Annotated in this window: 22 protein-coding genes and 1 tRNA gene; 18 read left to right on the top strand and 5 right to left on the bottom strand. The window is 72.5% G+C overall.

Going from position 1 to position 21,352, the window contains the following annotated elements; genetic code table 11:
- Positions 1-34: 34 nt before the first annotated feature.
- The 3 genes from CLV52_RS14305 to CLV52_RS14295 all read left to right on the top strand — a co-directional run bounded on the left by CLV52_RS14305 (position 35) and on the right by CLV52_RS14295 (position 1,827).
- The gene (locus CLV52_RS14305; protein WP_133767042.1) at positions 35-502 is read left to right on the top strand and encodes a nuclear transport factor 2 family protein; all 468 of its coding nucleotides are present in this window, start codon (positions 35-37) and stop codon (positions 500-502) included.
- Between the two features lie 3 nt (positions 503-505).
- Positions 506-1,072: a TetR/AcrR family transcriptional regulator gene (locus CLV52_RS14300; protein WP_211342712.1), complete on the top strand. Its 567-nt coding sequence runs from the start codon at positions 506-508 to the stop codon at positions 1,070-1,072.
- 206 nt (positions 1,073-1,278) lie between these two features.
- Complete coding sequence (locus CLV52_RS14295) at positions 1,279-1,827, top strand: hypothetical protein (RefSeq protein ID WP_133767041.1); 549 nt, start codon at positions 1,279-1,281, stop codon at positions 1,825-1,827.
- Between the two features lie 113 nt (positions 1,828-1,940).
- Here CLV52_RS14295 and CLV52_RS14290 read toward each other — a convergent pair whose 3' ends face one another.
- Entirely contained in the window at positions 1,941-2,429 is a 489-nt protein-coding gene (locus CLV52_RS14290; protein WP_133767040.1) for a hypothetical protein, read from the bottom strand.
- A 149-nt stretch (positions 2,430-2,578) separates the two neighbouring features.
- Between CLV52_RS14290 and CLV52_RS14285 the strand changes: the two genes are divergently transcribed.
- Positions 2,579-3,091: an RDD family protein gene (locus CLV52_RS14285; protein WP_133767039.1), complete on the top strand. Its 513-nt coding sequence runs from the start codon at positions 2,579-2,581 to the stop codon at positions 3,089-3,091.
- A gap of 102 nt (positions 3,092-3,193) precedes the next feature.
- Entirely contained in the window at positions 3,194-3,532 is a 339-nt protein-coding gene (locus tag CLV52_RS14280; protein WP_133767038.1) for a hypothetical protein, read from the top strand.
- A 70-nt stretch (positions 3,533-3,602) separates the two neighbouring features.
- On the opposite strand, the gene CLV52_RS14275 is transcribed toward CLV52_RS14280, so the two are convergent.
- The 3 genes from CLV52_RS14275 to CLV52_RS14265 form a co-directional block, all read right to left on the bottom strand.
- Entirely contained in the window at positions 3,603-4,010 is a 408-nt protein-coding gene (locus tag CLV52_RS14275) for an NUDIX hydrolase (RefSeq protein ID WP_133767037.1), read from the bottom strand.
- A 366-nt stretch (positions 4,011-4,376) separates the two neighbouring features.
- Positions 4,377-4,448 (bottom strand) — tRNA-Arg (locus CLV52_RS14270).
- Positions 4,449-4,576: 128 nt separating this feature from the next.
- Entirely contained in the window at positions 4,577-5,221 is a 645-nt protein-coding gene (locus tag CLV52_RS14265; RefSeq protein ID WP_133767430.1) for an NADPH-dependent F420 reductase, read from the bottom strand.
- Between the two features lie 80 nt (positions 5,222-5,301).
- Here CLV52_RS14265 and CLV52_RS14260 point away from each other — a divergent pair, with 80 nt between their 5' ends.
- Complete coding sequence (locus CLV52_RS14260; protein WP_133767036.1) at positions 5,302-6,099, top strand: transglutaminase-like domain-containing protein; 798 nt, start codon at positions 5,302-5,304, stop codon at positions 6,097-6,099.
- 111 nt (positions 6,100-6,210) lie between these two features.
- Here CLV52_RS14260 and CLV52_RS14255 read toward each other — a convergent pair whose 3' ends face one another.
- Entirely contained in the window at positions 6,211-6,876 is a 666-nt protein-coding gene (locus CLV52_RS14255) for a hypothetical protein (protein WP_133767035.1), read from the bottom strand.
- A gap of 133 nt (positions 6,877-7,009) precedes the next feature.
- Here CLV52_RS14255 and argS point away from each other — a divergent pair, with 133 nt between their 5' ends.
- The 12 genes from argS (at position 7,010) to CLV52_RS14195 (ending at position 21,340) form a co-directional block, all read left to right on the top strand.
- The gene (argS, locus tag CLV52_RS14250) at positions 7,010-8,677 is read left to right on the top strand and encodes an arginine--tRNA ligase (RefSeq protein ID WP_133767034.1); all 1,668 of its coding nucleotides are present in this window, start codon (positions 7,010-7,012) and stop codon (positions 8,675-8,677) included.
- Positions 8,678-8,736: 59 nt separating this feature from the next.
- Positions 8,737-9,504, top strand: a complete 768-nt coding sequence (locus CLV52_RS14245) for an LmeA family phospholipid-binding protein (protein ID WP_133767033.1) — start codon at positions 8,737-8,739, stop codon at positions 9,502-9,504.
- A gap of 293 nt (positions 9,505-9,797) precedes the next feature.
- Positions 9,798-11,201, top strand: a complete 1,404-nt coding sequence (gene lysA, locus CLV52_RS14240) for a diaminopimelate decarboxylase (protein ID WP_133767032.1) — start codon at positions 9,798-9,800, stop codon at positions 11,199-11,201.
- Positions 11,198-12,505 (top strand): homoserine dehydrogenase, encoded by a 1,308-nt coding sequence (locus CLV52_RS14235; RefSeq protein WP_133767031.1) that lies wholly within the window; start codon positions 11,198-11,200, stop codon positions 12,503-12,505. Before lysA ends, CLV52_RS14235 begins: the two co-directional genes overlap by 4 nt.
- Before the next feature lie 5 nt (positions 12,506-12,510).
- Positions 12,511-13,599 carry a threonine synthase gene (gene thrC, locus CLV52_RS14230; protein ID WP_133767030.1) on the top strand — a complete coding sequence of 363 codons (1,089 nt, stop codon included), beginning with the start codon at positions 12,511-12,513 and terminating at the stop codon, positions 13,597-13,599.
- Positions 13,596-14,546, top strand: a complete 951-nt coding sequence (thrB, locus tag CLV52_RS14225) for a homoserine kinase (RefSeq protein ID WP_133767029.1) — start codon at positions 13,596-13,598, stop codon at positions 14,544-14,546. The genes thrC and thrB overlap by 4 nt, the downstream gene beginning before the upstream one ends.
- A gap of 216 nt (positions 14,547-14,762) precedes the next feature.
- On the top strand, positions 14,763-16,877 hold the full coding sequence (rho, locus tag CLV52_RS14220; RefSeq protein ID WP_133767429.1) for a transcription termination factor Rho: 2,115 nt from the start codon (positions 14,763-14,765) through the stop codon (positions 16,875-16,877).
- Positions 16,874-17,968, top strand: a complete 1,095-nt coding sequence (gene prfA, locus CLV52_RS14215; RefSeq protein ID WP_133767028.1) for a peptide chain release factor 1 — start codon at positions 16,874-16,876, stop codon at positions 17,966-17,968. The genes rho and prfA overlap by 4 nt, the downstream gene beginning before the upstream one ends.
- Positions 17,969-18,023: 55 nt before the next feature.
- Entirely contained in the window at positions 18,024-18,887 is an 864-nt protein-coding gene (prmC, locus tag CLV52_RS14210; RefSeq protein ID WP_133767428.1) for a peptide chain release factor N(5)-glutamine methyltransferase, read from the top strand.
- A gap of 76 nt (positions 18,888-18,963) precedes the next feature.
- Positions 18,964-19,698, top strand: a complete 735-nt coding sequence (locus CLV52_RS14205; protein ID WP_133767027.1) for an L-threonylcarbamoyladenylate synthase — start codon at positions 18,964-18,966, stop codon at positions 19,696-19,698.
- The gene (locus CLV52_RS14200) at positions 19,695-20,924 is read left to right on the top strand and encodes an MraY family glycosyltransferase (RefSeq protein WP_246018154.1); all 1,230 of its coding nucleotides are present in this window, start codon (positions 19,695-19,697) and stop codon (positions 20,922-20,924) included. Before CLV52_RS14205 ends, CLV52_RS14200 begins: the two co-directional genes overlap by 4 nt.
- Entirely contained in the window at positions 20,924-21,340 is a 417-nt protein-coding gene (locus tag CLV52_RS14195; RefSeq protein WP_133767026.1) for a Cg1360 family ATP-synthase-associated protein, read from the top strand. Before CLV52_RS14200 ends, CLV52_RS14195 begins: the two co-directional genes overlap by 1 nt.
- Positions 21,341-21,352 lie beyond the last annotated feature (12 nt).

The raw sequence follows: 21,352 nt of genomic DNA, 5'->3' as shown, positions 1-21,352 counted from the left end.
GTCAAGTCGACCGCCGGTGGACAGGAGATCACCCGTGGAGAACCGACCCCCGCTTCCGCCGTTCACCGCTGAGACCGCCGCGCAGAAAGCGCGGGCGGCCGAGGACGTCTGGAACACGCGTAATCCCGAACGCGTGTCGTTCGCGTACACGCCGGACAGTCGGTGGCGCAACCGAGACCGGTTCGTCACGGGCCGCGAGCAGATCGTGGAGCTCCTGACCGACAAGTGGCAGCGGGAGCTGGAGTACCGGCTCATCAAGGAGGTCTGGGCGTTCGGCGACGACCGCATCGCGGTCCGGTTCGTGTACGAGTCCCGCGATCGCAGCGGGCAGTGGTTCCGCTCGTTCGGCAACGAGAACTGGGAGTTCGACGAGCACGGTCTGATGCGCCGTCGCCTCGCCGCCATCAACGACGTGCCGATCGTCGAGTCCGACCGGCTCTTCCACTGGCCGCTCGGCCCGCGCCCGGCCGGGCACCCCGGACTGACCGAGCTCGGGATCTGAGCGGTGGCGAAGGCTCCCACGACCCGGGACGCGGTCATCCCGGTCCTCGCTGAGGCCTTCCGCGAGCACGGCTACGAGGGCGCCAGCATGTCGCTGCTGCAGGCCGCCAGCGGCCTCGGCCGCGGCAGCCTGTACAACTTCTTCCCCGGTGGGAAGGAGGAGATGGCTCGGGCCGTGCTCGATGAGATCGGCGCCTGGTTCCAGGTCCACGTCTTCGCGCCCCTGCGCGCAGCCGCCTCGGAGGACCGGCCGGCCGCTGCAGCCGCGATCATGACGATGTTCGACGCGACGGACGCGTACTTCCGATCCGGCCGCCGTGCATGCCTGCAGGGCCTATTCGCGATCGGGCGCGAACGGACACGCTTCGCCGCCGCGGTCGACGGCTTCTTCGCCCACTGGGTCGACGCTCTGGCTTCGGCGCTCACCGCAGCCGGCAACCCCGATGCCCGAGCCGCGGCGTTGGAGACCGTGGCCGTCGTGCAGGGAGCGATCGTGCTCACTCGAGCGCTCGACGATGAGACCGTGTTCCGACTGATCCTCCACGAGCGACGCAGAGCCCTCACGACCTGACCCCCTCGGCGTCGGACGTCGTGTCCCCGTGCGCACGGCGAGCGCACCGCGCTCGACCGCGCCCGGGACGCGTCGACCGGGACGGCGTCGACCGCTGTCACCGTGCTCGGCGTGCTCGGCGTGCTCGGCGACGACGGTCGTGCGATCGTGCGGGAGACGGGAGAAGTGTTCGCGGGCAACGCGGGAACGCGGCGAGGAGCGCACTGATGGGCGGGGACGACGAGGCGGAGACCTCCGCGTTCGAGGTGGAAGAGCGGCGGCTCCGCGCGGCGCTGTACGCCCCTCGAGCTTCCGCTCACGACCTCGATCGCTACCAGCGGCACCTCGTCTCCCGGCAGGACGCGCAGCAGGCCGAGTCCTCCGCGGCGGCCGGCGAGCGGACGGAGCCGGGCAGCGCTCCTGCGGGGAGACGGAACAGGCGCCTCGTGGTCCTGGCCGGAGCAGCAGCGGTCGTTCTCGCGGCGCTCCTCGGCGTCTGGGTCGCGGGTGTCGGCCGAGCGCCCGCCCCCGTGACGGACACGACGCACCGGCCCGGTCCCACCGCCGGCGGACCCGCGTCCAGCTCGCTCTCGACGAGAGCAGCACCGACTGCTCACGACGGCGGCAAGCGGGAGTTCGCAACGGGTCCTGCGTCCGTCATCGCCCCCGGAACGTTCCGCTACACCATCGCGGCGGGCGACACCGAACTGGGCATCGCCGCTGAAGAGATGGGCCGGGCGTACATCGAAGCGGGGATCGACGGCCGGGAAGTCTGAGCCGCCGCCGATGACCATGTCCACAGTCTCGCAGCGCCTCGCATCTCGTCGTCCCGCCTCAGGCGCAGGGGAGGGGGACCGAGGCCGAGACCGGCGGATGAAGGTCCGGGCGCTCACCGGACGTCGCGACCTGTTTCCGCGATCGATCGATCAGGCTCGACTCGCTCGAACGACGGCACCGCGCTCGTGATCCGGTCGGCCACCTCGTGGCTGGCCCCGACGCTCCTCCACGAGTCGTCCCAGAGGAGAGAGATGAGCCACGAGCGGTCGTCTGGGAACAGCAGGTCGGGGAAGCCGCCCTCGCCCTCTGCGGGCAACCCGAAGAGGCAAGCGCTCTCGATTCGTTGGAACCGGTAGCGCCATCCCGAGTAGAGGACATGCTCGTCGCCAGGATGCGGCGGGTAGGGCCCGCGATCGATCCACCCGGCGATCAGCTCCGTGCTGGGTTCGGGAGCAACAGCACGGAGCAGAGCGTCCTCAGTCGGGCGTGCCTCGGAGACATCGAGGAGGCCGTAGACGTCGAATCCTCCAGGGATCGCTGATCGGAGCGTTCCGCCGACCGCGGTCGCACGACGGATCCATGCGACGTCCTCGTCGACCACGCCTGTCATCGCACCAGTCTGATCACAGCGATCGCACCTGTCTCGGCAGCAGGCAGATGAGAAGTCCCATGCGTAGGTGTCGGGGGCCACCCGCAGTCGTGCTGCCTGCGGGGCGCTGCGCGGGTGCGTCTCGTCGCTACGGTTCAGCCATGGGGGGAGCTGTGCGGCGGATCGCTGCGTGGTTGATCGATTGGCTCTGCATCTCGGTGTGGGTCGGGGCGACGGCCGCCGTCGGAGTGCCGCTGTATCTGGCTGGAGTGCTGCGCCCGGGCGGGGTCCTCGCTTTGAACGCGATTGCCGCGATGGTCATCGTGCTCCCCGTTGTCATCGCGGCGGCCGAGTTCGAATCGCGGCGTAGCGCGGCGACGCCGGGCAAGCGCATTTTGCGGTTGCGGGTGTCCGGACCGACCGGCAGGCCGACGTACGCGCAGGGGCTGCTTCGGAACGCGCTGAAGGTCGGTGTCCCATGGCTGCTCGGCCACGCAGCCGTCTACGCGATCGTGCTCGAGTCGAGTGATCGGATGCCCACACCGCCTTGGGTGTGGGCGCTCACCGGCGCGGCCTACGCGCTTCCGATCGTGTACCTCGTCACGTTGTTCATAGGGTCCGGCCTCACGCCCTACGACCGCGTGGCACGAACGCAAGTGCGACGAGTCGCCTGACATCCGGTAGACGCGAAGCGCATGACGAACGACGGGACGCCGGCGCGTCCGCTCACCTTCGAGTCGACGTCTCGCGGCCAGGCGATCTGAGACGATGGCGCGATGACAGCTGTGGCCTGGTCATTCCCGGCCGTCGGGCTAGTCGTGGTCGTGGCGGTGCTTGTTTGGAATCAGAGTCGTGTTCGAGCGCAACGATTCGGGACGTTGAATTCTCGGCGCGCGGTGCCCACGCGATTGCTCGTCCTCAACGCCGGGGCGACGGTGCTGCTGTACGTGTCGCTCCTTGTGGCCTTGGCGGCTGTAGCCGCCGCAGTTGGAAGTCGTGCGCAGGCCTGGATCTGGTGGACGCTGGTGCTCGCCAGCGCGATCGCAGTACTTCTGTTCGTGGTCAAGTCTCGAATACTCGCGGCGATGAACAGGTCGCGTCGGCCCTATCAGTGAAGTGGCTTCCCGTCATGTCTCGATGCGGCGGAGTGGAACGTCCGTAAGCAGGGACGCGAGATGTCTGCCGTCAGCCGGCCGGCAGGAGTTCCCGGAGGAGTTGCGCGTGCTCGTCGTGCGCGAGATTCAGCTGTCCCAGTTCTGCTGCTGAAACCCATCGCAGTTCGTCGTGCTCGTCCCCTGCGAGGGTGTGTGGTTGTCCGCGCCACGCGCGGATCACCCAGACGTCTTGGATCACGCCGCTGTCGGTGGTGGGGTCGCGTTCGATTCGGAGGGCTGGTGAGCCGTGCACGTCGGCGCCGGCTCCGAGCTCCTCTCGGAGCTCGCGGACGAGTGCGGCAGTCGGCTCCTCGCCGGGCTCGACGTGTCCGCCGAGCAGAGACCAGGAGTTCGGGTGGTCCCGCCGCGTGGTGGTTCGGTGTCCGAGCAGAACACGGTGTCCGTCGAAGAGGGCGCCTGAAACGATGACGTGGACCATCCGCGGAGAGTACGGCCGCGCCCAGACGGCCTCATCATGCGGCCAGGAAGCTCGGCCATCCCGGACGGCAGCGGGGCGTCCCACGGACAGTGAGTTGAGACACGAGGTCTGGCCGCCGCGAAGCCTTCGCGGGTGATCCGGGCGTGGATGGTGTAGGTCTTCAACGGCGTGCGCGCCCCAGTGAGTTCGGAAACCCTCGACGTCTACTCGACCTGTTCGACACCGACCTCGATGCGGTCTCGACCGCACTGGATCGCGCGCTGTCGCAAGAGTCCGTTGCCATTTCGTTGCGACATGACCGCTGCGGGGAAAAGGTGGAGGCCCGTGATCAGGTTCACACCCTGATCACGGGCCTCATTCGGGGCGCGCCCCCAGCAAGATTCGAACTTGCGCCCCTGCCTCCGGAGGGCAGTGCTCTATCCCCTGAGCTATGGGGGCCAGTGGGACGCCCAAGGCTAGCAGCCCGGGCGTCCCGTCACGCCGACCACGACGCGCGGTACGCGTGGCTTCACGCGGTTCGCATTCCTACCGCGCGAAGCCACGGCGACCGCGCGAAGGACAGCGGGTCAGTTCTTGTCGTGCGTCGCTGCGGCCAGGTGCCGCTCGAGACCGGCCTTGTCGTCGGGCTGGACGTAGCCCGGCTGGTCGCGCTCGATGCGCCAGCTGTCCGCGAGCGGGCCGCCGTCGACCGTGTCGAAGCCGAACTCGTCGATGATCGCCTCGACCGTCGCGCGGGCGGCCGCGTCGTCGCCGTAGACCGCGAGCGCTCGCCGCCCGGCCGTGCCGGAGGGCGCGTTCTTCGTGGTCAGGTCCCCCGACATGATGTGGTTGAACGCCTTGACGACCTTCGACGACGGCAAGTGCTCCTGCAGCAGGCCGGCGGTGGTGGCCTCGTTCGCGTCGAGACGGGCGATCTGCCCGTCGCGCTGCGGGTAGTAGTTGTTCGTGTCGATCACGATCTTGCCCTCGAGGGGCGCGACCGGCACGGTGTCGATGTTCTTGAGCGGGATGGTGACGACCACCACGTCGCCCGCCTCGGCCGCCTCCTCCGCCGTGCCCGCGGTCGCGCCGCTGCCGAGCTCCGCGACGAGGTCGCCGAGGGTCTCCGGGCCGCGGGAGTTGCTGATCACGACGCGGTAGCCGTGCTGCACTGCGAGGCGCGCGAGCTGCCCGCCGATGTTGCCTGCGCCGATGAGACCGATGGTGGAGATGTTCTGAACTGCCATGCCGGTCCCCAAGCCGAAGCGGCGTCCCCCTATGCCCGGGTTCGGGGACGTGTCAGGGTTCTTGCATGCGACGCACGGTCTCCGCCGCCATGGACCTCGAGGTCCGATCCGCCTCCGACCTCGTGATGGCGGTGTCCGCGACGCCGCTGCCGGGTCTTTCGATCGACGAGACGCTGACCGTCGAGCTGGACGGCGCACCGCTGCCGCTGCAGGAGCTGACGGAGGCGACGGGCACGCGCCTCCACCTCGCGCACGCGGGGACGGGCACGGTGAGCGTCCGCTACGACGCGACCGTCGAGGGGACCGCGGTGCCCGCGCCGGTGGAGGAGCTCGACCTCATCGCCTACCGCCGCCCGAGCCGGTACTGCGAGTCGGACCAGCTGCTGCCGACCGCCCAGGCGGAGTTCGCCGGGCTGTCCGGGAAGGCGCTCCTCGACGCGGTGTCCTCCTGGGTCGGATCGCAGCTCAGCTACATCCCCGGGTCGAGCAAGCCGACGGACGGGGCGACCGAGACGCTGCTCGCGCGGCAGGGCGTGTGCCGCGACTACGCCCACCTCGTCGTGGCGCTGCTCCGTGCGCTCGACGTGCCGGCGCGGCTCGTCGCGGTCTACGCGCCCGGCCTCGACCCCATGGACTTCCATGCGGTCGCGGAGGCGTACGTGGAGGACGCCTGGCACGTCGTCGACGCGACCGCGCTCGCGCCCCGCTCGACCCTCCTCCGCATCGCGACGGGGCGGGACGCGGCGGACACCGCGTTCCTCACCACCATCGGCGGCCTCGTCGACCTGACGTCGCTGACGGTCACGGCCGTGGTCGACGACCTGCCCGCGGACGACGTGACGCACCTCGTCCGGCTGCGCTGAGCACGATCGCAGGAACGAGGCGCTGCAGCAGGAACCGGAGCGCTCCTGGTTCCTGCTGCAGCGCCTGCTTCCTGCTGACGGACTCGAGGACCCTGCCGGAGCCCGCGGCGATCAGCCGGCGGTGGCGGTCGCCGTCGGCAGCGGCGTCGCGCCGGGCGTCGGCGTCTCGGTCGGCTTCGGGCCGTACCCGAGCGCGTCGAGCGCCGCGGCGACGATCGCGGACGCGTCGCCGGGCTCGAAGAACTTGTTCGAGCGGAGGAACAGCCAGGTGCGGCCGCGGAACACGTCCGCCTGCCCGACGTGGTCGACGACCTGGAAGTAGGCCTCCCCGCCGAACGTCGGCACGGACTGGCTGCGGAGCACGAGGTCGTCCTTGAGCGCCGTCGCGTCCTTCGCGGACGGCTTCGCGACGGAGACCTCGAGCAGGTCGCCCGCGGAGGTCGTCCAGGCGCAGGTCGTGCCCTTCAGGTCCTCCAGTCGCGCGGAGGGGCTGCCGGCGTCCGGCTCCCAGCCCTTCACGGTGGTGAAGGCGGGGTCGAGGTTCTGCACGACCGCGGTCGGGACGAGCGTGTGGCACTTGAGCCGCACCGGCGTCGCGTCCGCGGCGACCTGCGTCGGCGGCGGCGTCGTCGGCGTCGCCACGGCCGGGGTGCTGGCGGCCGCGGTCGGGGCCGCCGTGATCGGCCTGGCGGCGACGGGATTGGAGGTGCATCCGGCGAGCGCGGCGAGCGCCAGCAGTGCGGCGGCGATCTGAGCCGTGCGGCGGATCGTCGTCATGGGGGTGCCTCCCATCGCTTCCGTGACCCCCGTCCGAGGGGCAGCCGTACCGTAGCAACGGGGTCGCGCGCGGCCCGTGCGGCTCGTCGGCGCGGCGGATCCGCCGCTCTGGGCGCCGGTAGGCTCGTCGACCATGACTCCGGCCGAGCTCCAGGTCGCCGTGGGCGATCTCGTGCGGTCGGCCGCCGCGCGACGCGGGGCCGACCTGTCCCTCTCCGACGACCAGATCGTGCTCGAGCGCCCCCGTTCACGCGAGCACGGCGACTGGACGAGCACCGTCGCGATGCGTGTGGCCAAGCAGATCGGCGTGCCGCCGCGCGACCTCGCGCAGGAGCTCGCCTCCGGCCTGGGCTCCCTCGACGGGGTCGCCGCGGTCGACGTCGCCGGCCCCGGCTTCATCAACATCACGCTCGAGGCGGCCAGCGCGGGCGCGCTCGCCGCCCGCATCGTGTCGGAGGGGGAGGCCTACGGGCGCGGCGACTCGCTGGCCGGCCGCTCCGTGAACATGGAGTTCGTCTCCGCGAACCCGACCGGGCCGCTGCACCTCGCGCACACGCGCTGGGCCGCGCTCGGCGACGCGATCTCACGGGTGCTGCGCGCCTCCGGCGCGACCGTGGTCGACGAGTACTACATCAACGACGCCGGCAGCCAGATGGACCACTTCGGCGACAGCGTGCTCGCCGCGGCGAAGGGGGAGCCGACGCCGGAGGGCGGCTACCCCGGCCAGTACATCGCCGATCTCGCCGCCGAGCTGGTCGCCGAGAACCCCGAGCTGACGCAGCTGCCGACGGACGTCGCGCGGACCCTCGCGAAGGACTTCGGCTACAAGCGCCAGCTCGCCGAGATCCAGCGGTCGCTGGAGGACTTCAACGTCCACTTCGACGTCTGGTTCAGCGAGCGCACGCTGCACGACGACACCGAGGGGCCCTCGCCCATCGACGTCGCCGTCGAGCGGCTCCGCGCGCAGGGTCGCGTGTTCGAGTCCGAGGGCGCCGTCTGGCTCCGTACGAGCGACTTCGGCGACGACAAGGACCGCGTGCTCGTCCGCAGCAACGGCGAGACGACCTACTTCGCCGCGGACGCCGCCTACTACCTCGACAAGCGCGACCGCGGCTACGACGAGAAGGTCTACCTGCTCGGCGCGGATCACCACGGCTACATCGGCCGGCTCAAGGCGCTCGCCGCTGCCGCGGGCGACGACCCCGACTCGGTCACGGTGCTGATCGGCCAGACGGTGAAGGTGAACGGGGCTCGGCTCTCGAAGCGCGCCGGGAACATCGTCGAGCTCGTCGACCTCCTCGACTGGCTCGGGACGGACAGCCTCCGGTACTGGCTCGCTCGGTACCCGGCGGACACCCCGCTCGACCTCGACGGCGAGCAGCTGCGCCGACGCACGAACGACAACCCCGTCTTCTACGTGCAATACGCCCACGCCCGCACGCGCTCGGTCGCGCGGAAGGCGGCGGAGGCCGACGTGACCCGCGAGCACGACGGCGGGGACGCGTTCGACCCGGCGCTGCTCGTGCACCCGACGGAGAACGACCTGCTCGGCGAGCTCGAGCAGTTCCCGCGCACCGTCGAGCGCGCCGCGACCCTGCGCGAGCCCCACCGCGTCGCCCGCTACCTCGAGCAGCTGGCCGGCGCCTACCACCGCTGGTACGACAGCTGTCGCGTGATCCCGGTCGCCGGGGAGCCGGTGGAGGACGTCCACCGCACCCGGCTCGTGCTGAACGACGCCGTGGCGCAGGTGCTGCGGAACGGCCTCGGCCTGCTCGGGGTGAGTGCGCCGGAGCGCATGTGACGGACTCCGCGCGGCCTTCTCTCGGAGCGCGCCAGGATCCGCCCACGAAGCCGATCCCGGTGCAGACGGCCGTCCGCCGTCGGAACCGGCGACGGCGCGTGCTCGTCGGCCTGCTGATCACCCTGATCGTGCTGGTGATCCTCGCCGCGATCGCGTTCGTCGTCGGCGACCGGATCTTCCGCAGCACCGCGGAGGCGCAGATCGAGCGGAGCGTCTCCGAGAGCCTCCCAAGCGGCGTGACCGGGCAGGTCACGGCGACGATCGGCGGGGGATCCGCGCTGGTCCAGTACCTCCGCGGCTCGTTCGACGACGTGACGCTCGTCTCGAAAGGCCTGGAGGTCGCGGGCGCGCCGGCGGCGGCGACCGTCCACGTGGCGGGGCTGCCGGTGAACGGCGGGAAGGTCGACTCGGCGACGGCGCGGTTCACCGTCGGGCAGGCGGCGTTCAAGAGCGTGCCGGCGCTGCGGAACGTCGGCGCCTCCACCCCGCAGCTCGGGAACGGCACGGTGTCGACCACGCTGTCGCGGACGTTCCTCGGCATCGCGCTCAAGGTGGCCGTCGTGCTGAAGCCGTCGCTCTCCGGGCAGACCGTGCACCTCCGGCCGACCGACGCGACGCTCACCGCCGGGCCCGCCACGATCCCGGCGACCGCGATCGTGCAGCAGCTGCTGCCGAACGGCGTCTCGGTGTGCGCGGCGGAGTACCTGCCGCGCGGCATCGAGGTGACGAGCGTCGGCGTCCGCCGGGGCGAGGCGGTCGTCGGCCTCGCGGCGCGCGGTGTGGACCTCGACGCCATCGACTCGGCGCAGACCGGCTCCTGCGGCTGACCCCGGCCGCTCCCGGCGCGGCCTCGTGACGCGGGCTTGCCACCAGATGCCCGTGCGCGGCCCGCGGAAGGGCGGCAAGCGGCAAGTCCGCGCCTCCAAGCCCGGCTGATGACGCGGGCTTGCCACCAGGTGCCCGTGCGCGGCCCGCGGAAGGGCGGCAAGTGGCAAGTCTGCGCTCGTGACGGGGCGATCCCGGGCGGGGAGGGGGTTCGGTAGGATCCCAGCGGCTTCAGGGGCCACTCCGGGTCCGCTCGCCTGAACTCGATCGATCGACCGACGAAGGCCCCACTCCCGTGACCCCGAACCCGCTCGCGCCCGCCCGGCTCGCCGCCGCCGGCGACCCGCAGGCGCTCCCGGCCCACGTCTGGCCCGCCAGCGCGCGCCGTGACGACGACGGCGCCATCGAGGTCGGGGGCGTCGCGCTGGCCGACCTCGCGGCCCGGCACGGCACCCCGCTCTACGTGCTCGACGAGGCGGAGGTCCGCGGTCGCGCGGATCGCGTCGTCGCGGCGTTCCGCGGCGCGGCCCGGCCGCTCGGCGCGCAGGTGCACGTCTACTACGCCGCGAAGGCGTTCCTCTCGTCGCACGTCGCGCGGTGGATGCGCGACGCCGGCCTCCGCATCGACGTCGCCACGGGCGGCGAGCTCGCCCTCGCGCTCGCGGCCGGCGTCCCGGCCGCCCGGCTCGGCCTGCACGGCAACGACAAGTCCGACGACGAGCTCGCCACCGCGGTCGAGGCCGGCATCGGCTCGATCGTGCTCGACAGCGCCGAGGAGGTCGAGCGCGTCGCCGTCACCGCCCGGCGCGCGGGCACCGTGCAGGGCGTGCGCCTCCGCGTGAACAGCGGCGTCCACGCCTCCACCCATGAGTACCTCGCCACCGCGCGGGAGGACCAGAAGTTCGGCGTCGCGCTGACCCAGGTGCCGGCGATCGTCCAGGCGATCCGCGCGCGCCCGGAGCTGCGCCTCCTCGGCCTCCACAGCCACATCGGCTCGCAGATCCTCGGCGTCGGCGGGTTCGCGGAGGCCGCCCGCCGCCTCCTCACCGTCCACCGCGCGCTCCTGCAGGGCGGCGAGGTGCCCGAGCTGAACCTCGGCGGCGGCTTCGGCATCGCCTACACGGCGGACCAGGAGGCGGTCCCCGTCGAGGACCTCGCGATCGGCATCGTCGGCACGGTCGCCGCCACCTGCGCGGAGCTCGGCATCCCGGTCCCGGACCTCGCGATCGAACCGGGGCGCTGGATCGTCGGCCCCGCCGGCGTCACCGTCTACACCGCGGGCACGGTGAAGGACGTGGAGCTGCAGACGGACGAGGGACCGGCCGTCCGGCGCTACGTCTCCGTGGACGGCGGCATGAGCGACAACGCCCGCACCGCGCTCTACGGTGCCGAGTACGAGGTGCGCCTCGCGAACCGCCGGTCCTCGGCCGACCCGGTGCTCGTGCGCGTCGTCGGCAGGCACTGCGAGTCCGGCGACGTCGTCGTGCAGGCGGACCTGCTGCCCGCCGATGCGGGCCGCGGCGACCTCCTGGCCGTCCCGGCGACGGGCGCGTACCACCACAGCCTCGCCAGCAACTACAACCTGATCACCCGGCCGCCCGTCGTCGCGGTCGCCGACGGCGCGGAGCGGGTGCTCATCACCCGTGAGACCCTGGCCGACCTGTTCGCCCGCGATGCGGGCCTCGAGGAGACCGAATGACCCCGGGAGCCCTCCCGATCCGCGTCGCCGTGCTCGGCGCCGGCACCGTCGGCGCCGAGGTGGCGCACCAGCTGCTCTCGCGCGCTGCGGAGCTCGAGTCGCGCGTCGGCGCCCCGCTCGTGCTCGCCGGCGTCGCCGTCCGCGACCTCACCGCCGTGCGGCAGCCGTCGCTGCCGAAGGAGCTGCTGACGACGGACGCGGAGAGCCTCGTGCTCGGCGCGCACATCGTCGTCGAGCTCATCGGCGGCACCGACCGGGCGCGGGAGCTCGTCCTCCTCGCCCTCGAGAGCGGCGCCGACGTGGTGACCGGCAACAAGGCGCTGCTCGCGACCCACGGCAGCGAGCTGTTCGCCGCGGCCGAGCGGGTCGGCGCGCAGCTGAACTACGAGGCGGCGGTCGGCGGCGCGATCCCGATCATCCGGCCGCTCCGGGACAGCCTCGCCGGCGACGACGTGCGCCGGATCCTCGGCGTCGTCAACGGCACGACGAACTTCGTCCTCGACCGCATGGACGAGCACGACGACACCTTCGACGAGGCGCTCGCCGAGGCGACCCGCCGCGGCTACGCGGAGGCCGACCCGTCCGGCGACGTGAGCGGCACCGATGCGGCGCAGAAGGCCGCGATCCTCGCCGGCCTCGCGTTCCACACCCGCGTCCCGCTCGCCTCCGTCCCGGTCGAGGGCATCGAGCGCGTGAGCATCGAGCAGATCCGGGCCGCGCGCGAGACGGGTCATGTCGTCAAGCTGCTCGCGATCTGCGAGCGGCTCACCGGCCCGGACGGCGTGGAGGCGGTCAGCGCCCGCGTGCACCCGGCCCTGCTGCCGCGGCGCCACCCGCTCGCCTCCGTGCGCGGCGCGAACAACGCGGTGTTCGTCGAAGCGGAGTCCGCCGGCGACCTCATGTTCTACGGGGCGGGCGCCGGCGGCCCCGAGACGGCGTCCGCGGTGCTCGGCGACCTCGTGTCCGCCGCCCGCCGCCACGTGATCGGCGGCCCCGGGCTCGCCGCGCCGCCCTCCTCGGGTCTGCCCGTCATCGACCCCGGCCTCGTCACGAGCCGCTACCAGGTGTCGTTGACCGTTCGGGACGAGCCGGGCGTGCTCGCGCACCTCGCGACGATCGTCGCGGAGCACGGCGTCTCGATCGAGACCGCGCAGCAGACGAAGGCCGCGACCGGCGGCACCGCTACCCTGGTGATCGGCACGCACCGAGCGCCGGAGTCGGCGCTGTCGGCCGTCGTGACGGCCCTGGGCGACGCGCCCGAGGTCGACGCCGTCGCGGGCGTGCTGCGCATCGAAGGCGAATGAGGACCATGACGACCGCTCTCCGCACGTCCCACCAGTGGCGCGGGGTCATCCGCGAGTACGCCGACCGGCTCGACGTCAGCGACGCGACGCCGATCGTGACCCTCGGCGAGGGCGGCACGCCGCTCATCGAGGCTCCCGCGCTCTCCCGCCGCACCGGCGCGAAGGTGTACGTCAAGTTCGAGGGGATGAACCCGACGGGCTCCTTCAAGGACCGCGGCATGACGATGGCGATCTCGAAGGCCGTCGAGCACGGCGCGAAGGCCGTCATCTGCGCCTCGACCGGCAACACCTCCGCCTCCGCGGCGGCCTACGCCACCCACGCCGGCATCACCGCCGCCGTGCTCGTGCCGGAGGGCAAGATCGCGCTCGGCAAGCTGTCGCAGGCGATCGCCCACGACGCGCAGCTGCTGCAGGTGCAGGGCAACTTCGACGACTGCCTCGACCTCGCCCGCGAGCTCGCGGCGCAGTACCCCGTGCACCTCGTCAACTCGGTCAACAACGATCGCATCGAGGGCCAGAAGACGGCGGCGTTCGAGGTCGCGGAGGTCCTCGGCGACGCCCCCGACTTCCACTTCGTCCCCGTCGGCAACGCGGGCAACTACACGGCCTACCACCGCGGCTACCGCGAGGACCTCGAGCGCGGTGCGACCACGAAGCTGCCCCGCATGTTCGGCTTCCAGGCGGCCGGCTCCGCGCCGATCGTGGACGGCCACGTGGTGCGGCACCCGGAGACCATCGCCTCCGCGATCCGGATCGGCAACCCCGCGTCGTGGCAGCTGGCGATCGCCGCACGCGAGGACAGCGACGGATACTTCGGCGCGATCAGCGACGAGAAGATCCTCGAGGCGCACCGCATCCTCTCCGCCGAGGTCGGGATCTTCGTCGAGCCCGCCTCCGCCATCAGCGTCGCCGGCCTCCTCGAGCGCGCCGAGGCCGGGGCCGTCCCCGCCGGCGCGACCGTCGTCCTCACGGTCACGGGTCACGGGCTCAAGGACCCGCAGTGGGCGCTGAAGGGACCGGGGGGCGAGGAGGCGAAGCCGACCGTCGTCCCCGTGGACGCCGCGGCCGTCGCCGGCACCCTGGGCCTCACGTGACGTCGAAGGTCCCCGCCGGGCGCCGGGTCGTCGTGGAGGTCCCCGCGACGACCGCGAACCTCGGGCCCGGCTTCGACACGCTCGGCCTCGCCCTCAGCGTCTACGACCAGCTGATGGTCACGGCCTCCGATGAGCCCGGCGTCCGCGTCGAGGTGCACGGCGTCGGCGCGGGCGAGGTGCCGACGGACGAGCGCAACCTCGTCGCGCAGGCGATCCTCCGCGTGTTCACCGAGGTGGGGGAGGAGCCGCCCGGGCTCGACCTCGTCGCGCGCAACACGATCCCGCACGGCCGCGGCCTCGGCTCCTCCGGCGCCGCCGTCGTCTCCGGGATCGTGGCCGCGAAGGGGCTCCTCGAGGGCGTCGTCGACCTCGACGGCGACCGCCTGCTCGGCATCGCGACCGCGATGGAGGGCCACCCCGACAACGTCGCGCCCGCCCTGTTCGGTGGCCTCACCATCGCCTGGACGGGCCAGGACGGCCCGCAGCACAAGCGCCTCCTGCCGCACCGCAGCGTCTCGCCGCTCGTGCTCGTGCCGGAGCAGACGATGTCGACGGCGCTCGCCCGGAGTCTCCAGCCGGAGCACGTGCCGCACGCCGACGCGATCTTCAACGTGTCGCGGTCGACGCTGCTCATCGCGGCGCTCATCCAGTCGCCGGAGCTGCTGAGCACGGCCACGGAGGACCGCCTCCACCAGTCGTACCGCGCGAGCGCGATGCCGGAGACCGACCGCCTCATCACCCTCCTCCGCGCGGCGGGGCACGCGGCGGTCGTCTCCGGCGCGGGGCCCTCGATCCTCGTGCTGGCCAGCGATCCCTCGCAGCGGCTCGCTGCGGCGGACCTCGTGATGGCGAACGCCGAGCAGCGGTGGAGCGCCCTCCTCCCGGCCGTCGACATCAAGGGTGCTACGCTCGAGACTCACCAGGCATCCCTGCGCGCCCACTCCTGACGGCGCGCTTGGACCGCCTCCGGCCGCATCTGAGGCCGGGTCAGCCTCACCCGGGGAGCGGACTCCCGCCCTCGGTGAACACCCAGGGGCACGGGTTCCGCCCGTCCGCCCCGCACGGGCCGTAAGGACCAGCACATCACCGTGACCGACGTCGAACCGCGACCTCGAGCCGAGGGCACCGCCGTGCCGCGGCTCTCCCGAAGCCGTCTGAACGCCATGCGCGTCGACGAGCTGCGGCGGCTCGCGAGCACCCTCGGCATCGGCAACACCTCCACCATGCGAAAGGGCATCCTCGTGGACGCGATCGACGAGCAGTACGACAACCCGACCGGGACGGACGAGGCGCAGACGCCCGCCGACGGCGCGGAGACCGAGCAGCAGGGCGCTGTCCTGCCGGAGACGCCGGCGGAGGACGCGGTCGACGTCCCCGCCGGCACGGCCGAGGGCGGCGCCGAGGCCGCTCCCGAGCAGAGCACGCCGGACGAGCAGCCGCTGCCCGCCGCGGAGGTCCCGGCCGAGCAGACCGAGACGGTCGCCGCGGGCGAGCCGACCCCGGTCGACGAGTCCGGCGTGGCCCAGGTCGAGCCGGTCGAGCCGCACACCGAGTCGACCGACGCCGCCGAGTCGGTGGACGCTGCCCCCGAGGCGTCGACGGACGCGCCCGCGCGATCGAGCGAGACCGTCCGAGTCGATGAGGCCGAGGGCGGCGCGGAGATCCCCGACGAGCTCGCCGAGCGCTCCGGCACGGCGCAACCGCGGTCGGCCGCGAACCACGTGAACGCCGGGCTGACCGGCATCGCCGAGGACCTGCAGGCGCTGCAGCGCGGCGAGCAGGGCGAGGGCGCCCAGGAGGGCGGCGACGAGCAGCCCGCCGAGGGCGAGCGCACCGGCGGTCGTCGGGGTCGCGGGCGTGGTCGTGGCCGCGGCGGTCAGAACGGCCAGCAGCAGAACGGTGACGCGCAGAAGACCGAGGCGCAGCCGAAGGCCGAGGAGCCGGCGAAGGCCGAGCCGGTCAAGCAGGAGCAGCCCGCCAAGGAGCAGCAGGGCGCCCAGGGCCAGCAGAACGGTCAGGGTCAGCAGAACGGCCAGAACCAGCAGGGTCAGCAGGACGGCGAGGGCCGTCGTGGCCGCTACCGCGACCGCAAGCGACGCGGACAGGGCAACGACTGGGACGAGCCGGAGGTGCGCGACGACGACGTGCTCATCCCGATCGCCGGCATCCTCGACGTGCTCGACAACTACGCGTTCGTCCGCACGTCCGGCTACCTCTCCGGCACGAACGACGTCTACGTCTCCCTCGGCCAGGTGAAGAAGTACCACCTGCGCCGCGGCGACGCGGTCGTCGGCGCCATCCGCCAGATCCCCGAGAACGAGCAGCCGAGCCGACAGAAGTACAACGCGCTCGTCAAGGTCGACTCGATCAACGGCCTGCCGGTCGCTGACGCCGAGGGCCGCCTCGAGTTCGAGCAGCTGACGCCGCTCTACCCGGCCGAGCGGCTCCGCCTCGAGACCGAGTCGAACAAGCTCACCGCCCGCGTCATCGACCTCGTCGCCCCGATCGGCAAGGGCCAGCGCGGCCTCGTCGTCGCGCCGCCCCGCGCCGGCACGACGCTGCTGCTGCAGGCGGTCGCGAACGCGATCACGAAGAACAACCCCGAGGTCCACCTCATGGTGGTGCTCGTGGACGAGCGTCCCGAGGACGTCACGGAGATGCAGCGCACCGTGAAGGGCGAGGTCATCGCCTCGACGTTCGACCGCCCGGCCGAGGACCAGACCACGGTCGCGGATCTCGCCGTCGAGCGCGCGAAGCGCCTCGTCGAGCTCGGCTACGACGTCGTCATCCTGCTCGACTCGATCACGCGGCTCGGCCGCGCCTTCAACCAGACGGCGCACCAGTCCGGCCGCACGCTCGCCGGCGGCATCGACGCGGCGGCCCTGCTGCCCGCGAAGCAGTTCTTCGGCGCCGCGCGCAACATCGAGAACGGCGGCTCGCTCACGATCCTCGCCGCCGCGCACGTGGAGACCGGTTCGGCCGCCGATGAGGCGATCCTCGCCGAGTTCGTCGGCGCGGCGAACTCGGAGATCGTGCTGTCCGGCGCCCTCGCCGACAAGCGGATCTTCCCCGCCATCGACATCACCCGCTCCGGCACCCGCCGCGAGGAGATGCTGATGGGGCCGGACGAGGTCAAGATCACCTGGCAGCTGCGGCGCGCGATCGCGAACCACACGCCGCAGGAGGCGCTCGACGTCGTCACGAGCAAGCTGCGCGAGACGAGCACCAACGTGGAGTTCCTCGTCCAGATGCAGAAGTCGCTGCCGAGCGCGAAGTGACCGGGGAGACGGACGACCGCTTCGCGTCCGTCGCCCCGCTCGTCGCGGAGCACGCGGACCTCGAGCGGCAGCTCGCGGACCCGGAGCTGCACGCGGACGCCGGCCGCGCCCGGCGCGTCGGCCGCCGGTACGCCGAGCTCGGCCAGATCGTCGGCGCCTGGGACGCCTACCGCCAGTACCGCGACGACCTGGCCGCCGCGCGGGAGCTGGCGCAGGAGGACCCCGCGTTCGCCGCGGAGATCCCGGACCTCGAGCTCGCGGAGACCGCCGCGGCCGACCGGCTGCAGGGCCTCCTGATCCCGCGCGACCCCGACGACGGGCGCGACGTCATCCTCGAGATCAAGGCGGGGGAGGGCGGGGAGGAGTCCGCGCTCTTCGCCGCGGACCTCCTGCGCATGTACCTCCACTACGCCGAGTCGAAGGGCTGGCGGACGGAGCTGCTCGAGCGCACCGAGAGCGACCTCGGCGGCTACAAGGACGTCCAGGTCGCCGTGAAGGGGTCGTCGAACGACCCCGCCGAGGGCGTGTGGGCGCACCTCAAGTACGAGGGCGGCGTGCACCGCGTGCAGCGCGTGCCGAAGACGGAGACGCAGGGCCGCATCCACACCTCGGCCGTCGGCGTGCTCGTGTTCCCGGAGGTCGACGAGCCCGAGGAGGTGACGATCGACCCGAACGACCTGAAGATCGACGTCTTCCGCTCCTCCGGCCCGGGCGGCCAGAGCGTCAACACGACGGACTCCGCGGTGCGCATCACCCACCTGCCGACCGGGATCGTCGTCTCGATGCAGAACGAGAAGAGCCAGCTGCAGAACCGTGAGGCCGCCCTCCGCGTCCTGCGCGCGCGCCTGCTCGCCGCGCAGCAGGAGGCGGCGGAGGCCGAGGCGTCCGCCGCGCGCCGCAGCCAGGTGCGCACGGTCGACCGCTCGGAGCGCATCCGCACCTACAACTACCCGGAGAACCGGATCAGCGACCACCGCACCGGGTACAAGGCGTACGACCTCGACCGGGTGCTCGACGGCGCGCTCGAGCCGATCGTCCGCTCGGCGATCGAGGCCGACGAGGCCGCCCGCCTCCGCGCTCTCGCCGAATGACCCCTCGCCCCCGCATTCTCCGTTCTGTAGGAAGCGCCTTCCTACGAAACGAAGGATCGTGACGGATCTGCCGCCGCGGCGAAGCGATGAGCTGCTGCGCGCCGCGATCGGGCACCTGCAGCTCGCCGGCGTGCCGCAGCCCCGCGTCGATGCGGAGCTGCTGCTCGCCCACGTGCTCGGCACGAGCCGGGGGAGGGCGCAGGCGCTCGCCCTGGTCGGCCGGGACCTGCCGCTGCCGGTCGCGGCCCGCTACCGGGAGCTCGTGCTCCGGCGCGGGCTCCGCGAGCCGCTGCAGCACCTGACCGGGCACGCCGGGTTCCGGCGCATCGAGCTCGCCGTCGGCCCCGGCGTCTTCGTGCCGCGGCCCGAGACGGAGGTGCTCGTCGAGCACGTCCTCCGCGCGCTGCCCGAGGGCGGCCGCGTCGTCGACCTCGGCACGGGCAGCGGCGCGATCGCGCTGTCGATAGCCGACGAGCGGCCGGACGCCGACGTGCTCGGCGTCGAGCGGAGCCCGGAGGCCTTCGCCTGGGCGGACGGCAACCGCGCGCGGCTCGGCGTCGCGAACGCCCGGATCGTGCCGGGCGATCTCGCCGACGCCGCGCCGGAGTGGGACGGCTCGGTGGACGTCGTCGTGTCGAACCCGCCCTACGTCCCCGACGGGATGGTGCCGAGGGACCCGGAGGTCGAGCGCTTCGACCCGCCCGCCGCCCTCTACGGCGGCCCGGACGGCCTCGACCCGATGCGCGCGGTCGTCGCGACCGCCGAGCGGCTGCTGAAGCCCGGCGGCCTCCTGGCCGTGGAGCACGGCGAGGAGCAGGGGGAGCCGACCCGCGCCCTTCTCGGAGACGGCTGGCACGACGCCGCGACGCACCCCGACCTGACCGGCCGCGACCGCGTGACGACCGCCCGCTTCCGCTGACCCGCCGACGACGCGACCAGGGACACCGCAGGGTGCCTGCCCGGGGGTGCACGGGCGTCGCAGTACCATCGAACGCATGGCGACCGTGGTGGACTGCGCCGATCCGGTGAGCCTGCTGCCGGGGATGCGCGAGGCCCGCGCCGCGATCGCTCGCGGCGACCTCGTCGTCATGCCCACGGACACCGTCTACGGCATCGCCGCCGACGCGTTCCAGCCCGACGCGGTGCAGGCGCTGCTCGACGCGAAGGGCCGCGGCCGCAGCGCCCCGCCGCCGGTGCTCGTGCCGAACCGGTCGACGCTCGACGCGCTGGCCGAGACGGTGCCCGACGCCGTCACGAAGCTCGCCGACGCGTTCTGGCCCGGCGGGCTGACCATCGTGCTGCCCGCCCGCTCCACGCTCGCGTGGGACCTCGGCGACACGGGCGGCACCGTCGCCCTCCGCATGCCCGACGACCGCATCGCCCTGGAGCTCCTCGCCGAGACCGGGCCGCTCGCGGTCAGCTCCGCGAACCGCACCGGGCAGCCGGCCGCGCAGACCGCGCAGGACGCGCTCGACCAGCTCGGCGACTCGATCGACGTCTACCTCGACGCCGGCGCCACCTCGGGACCGCTGCCGTCGACGATCGTCGACGCGACCGGCCTCGTCGACGAGTCCGGTCCGCTGCTCGTCCTCCGCGAGGGCGTGATCCTGCGGGAGGCGCTCGAGGCCGCCGTCCCCGAGGCGTTCGCGATCCCGGTCCGCGAGGACGAGCCCGACGAGCAGGACGAGTCCGACGAGCCCCGGCCGGCGGAACCGGAGTCGACCGCGTGATCGTCACGCTGCTCGTCGCCCTCGCCGGCGCCGTGGTGAGCTTCCTGATGTCGATCGTCATGTGGCGGGTCGGCATCCGGTACAAGCTGTACCCGGAGATCCGCGAGCGCGACGTGCACACGCGGCCCACGCCCCGGCTGGGCGGCATCGCGATGTACGTCGGCCTGCTGACGGCGCTGCTGATCGCCTCGCAGATCCACCCCTACTTCGACATCGTCTTCCACGACGGCAACGAGCGCACGATCTGGGCGATCCTGATCGCCGCGACGCTCATCGTGGTCATGGGCGTGCTCGACGACTTCTTCGACCTCGATTGGACGACGAAGCTCATCGGGCAGATCATCGCGGCCGGCGTGCTCGCGTGGCTCGGCGGCCTCGCGCTCGACTCGCTCCCCATCGGCGGCGTCACCATCGGCTCGACGTGGTCGTCCCTCGCCCTGACGCTCATCGTCGTGGTCGTCGTCATGAACATGATGAACTTCATCGACGGGCTCGACGGGCTCGTCGCCGGCATCGCGATCATCGCGAACGGGGCGTTCTTCCTCTACAGCTACATGGCGCTGCAGACGACCGGGTCGACCAGCTACTTCACGCTCGGCACGCTGCTGTCCGCGGCGATGGCGGGCGTCTGCCTCGGCTTCCTCCCGCTGAACTGGCATCCGGCGCGGCTGTTCATGGGCGACGCGGGGAGCCTGCTCGTCGGCCTGATGTTCGCGGTCGCGTCGATCAGCGTCTCAGGGAACATGGATCCGGAGATGTTCTCGAACCCCTCCGGCGGCTACTTCCGCTCCCAGTACGCGCCGGCGTTCACACTGCTGCTCCTGCCGGTCGTGATCATGATCGTGCCGACGCTCGACTTCGGCCTGGCGGTGATCCGCCGCATCGGCGCGGGGAAGAGCCCGTTCAGCGCCGACCGCAAGCACCTGCACCACCGGCTGCTCGACATGGGCCACAGCCGTCTGCACGCCACCCTGATCTTCTACGCCTGGACCGCCGTGATCTCGGTCGGCTCGCTCCTGTTCCTCGTGGCCATGCCGGTCGTGGCATGGAGCTTCATCGGCGGCGGCCTGGCCGTCTGCGCCGTGGCGACCCTCGCGCCGCTCTCGCACCGGAAGCGGCGCGAGTACGCGGTGCAGGCGAAGCCCGTCGCGACCACGACGCGGGAGATTGCGGTGCTCGACCCGCTCGACCGCGCCGGCGCGAACCCCAAGGAGCGATCCGCCTGATGTTCGACACCCTCGCCTCCGTGATGCGCCGCGCCCTCGTGCTCGGCGCCTCCATCGGCTTCGCGGTCGGCCTCGTGACCGGCCTGGTCGGGCTCGCGATCGCCGGAGGACCGGGCCTCGCCTCCGGCCTCGTCGGCGCCGTGCTGACGATCCTGTTCCTCGGGATCACGGCCCTCGGGCTGCTCGTGTCGGGGCGCGTCACCCGTCGCGGCGGGACCGCGGCCTACGCCGTGCTCATGCTCGCCTGGTTCGTGAAGCTGGTCGTCTTCGTGCTCGTGATGGTCGGGCTGCGGTCGCAGCCGTGGGTCGTCCCGGGCGTGCTGCTCGTGAGCATCGTCGGCACGGTCATCGCGTCGCTCGTCGTCGACGCGGTCGTCGTCGGGCGCGCCAGGATCCCGGTGACCGACCGGGTCTGATAGGGAGCCGGA

Source organism: Amnibacterium kyonggiense, from assembly GCF_004364555.1.
GTDB lineage: Bacteria > Actinomycetota > Actinomycetes > Actinomycetales > Microbacteriaceae > Amnibacterium > Amnibacterium kyonggiense.
The sequence above is the reverse complement of the archived record's forward strand: the minus strand, read 5'-3'. Positions and strand labels throughout refer to the sequence as shown.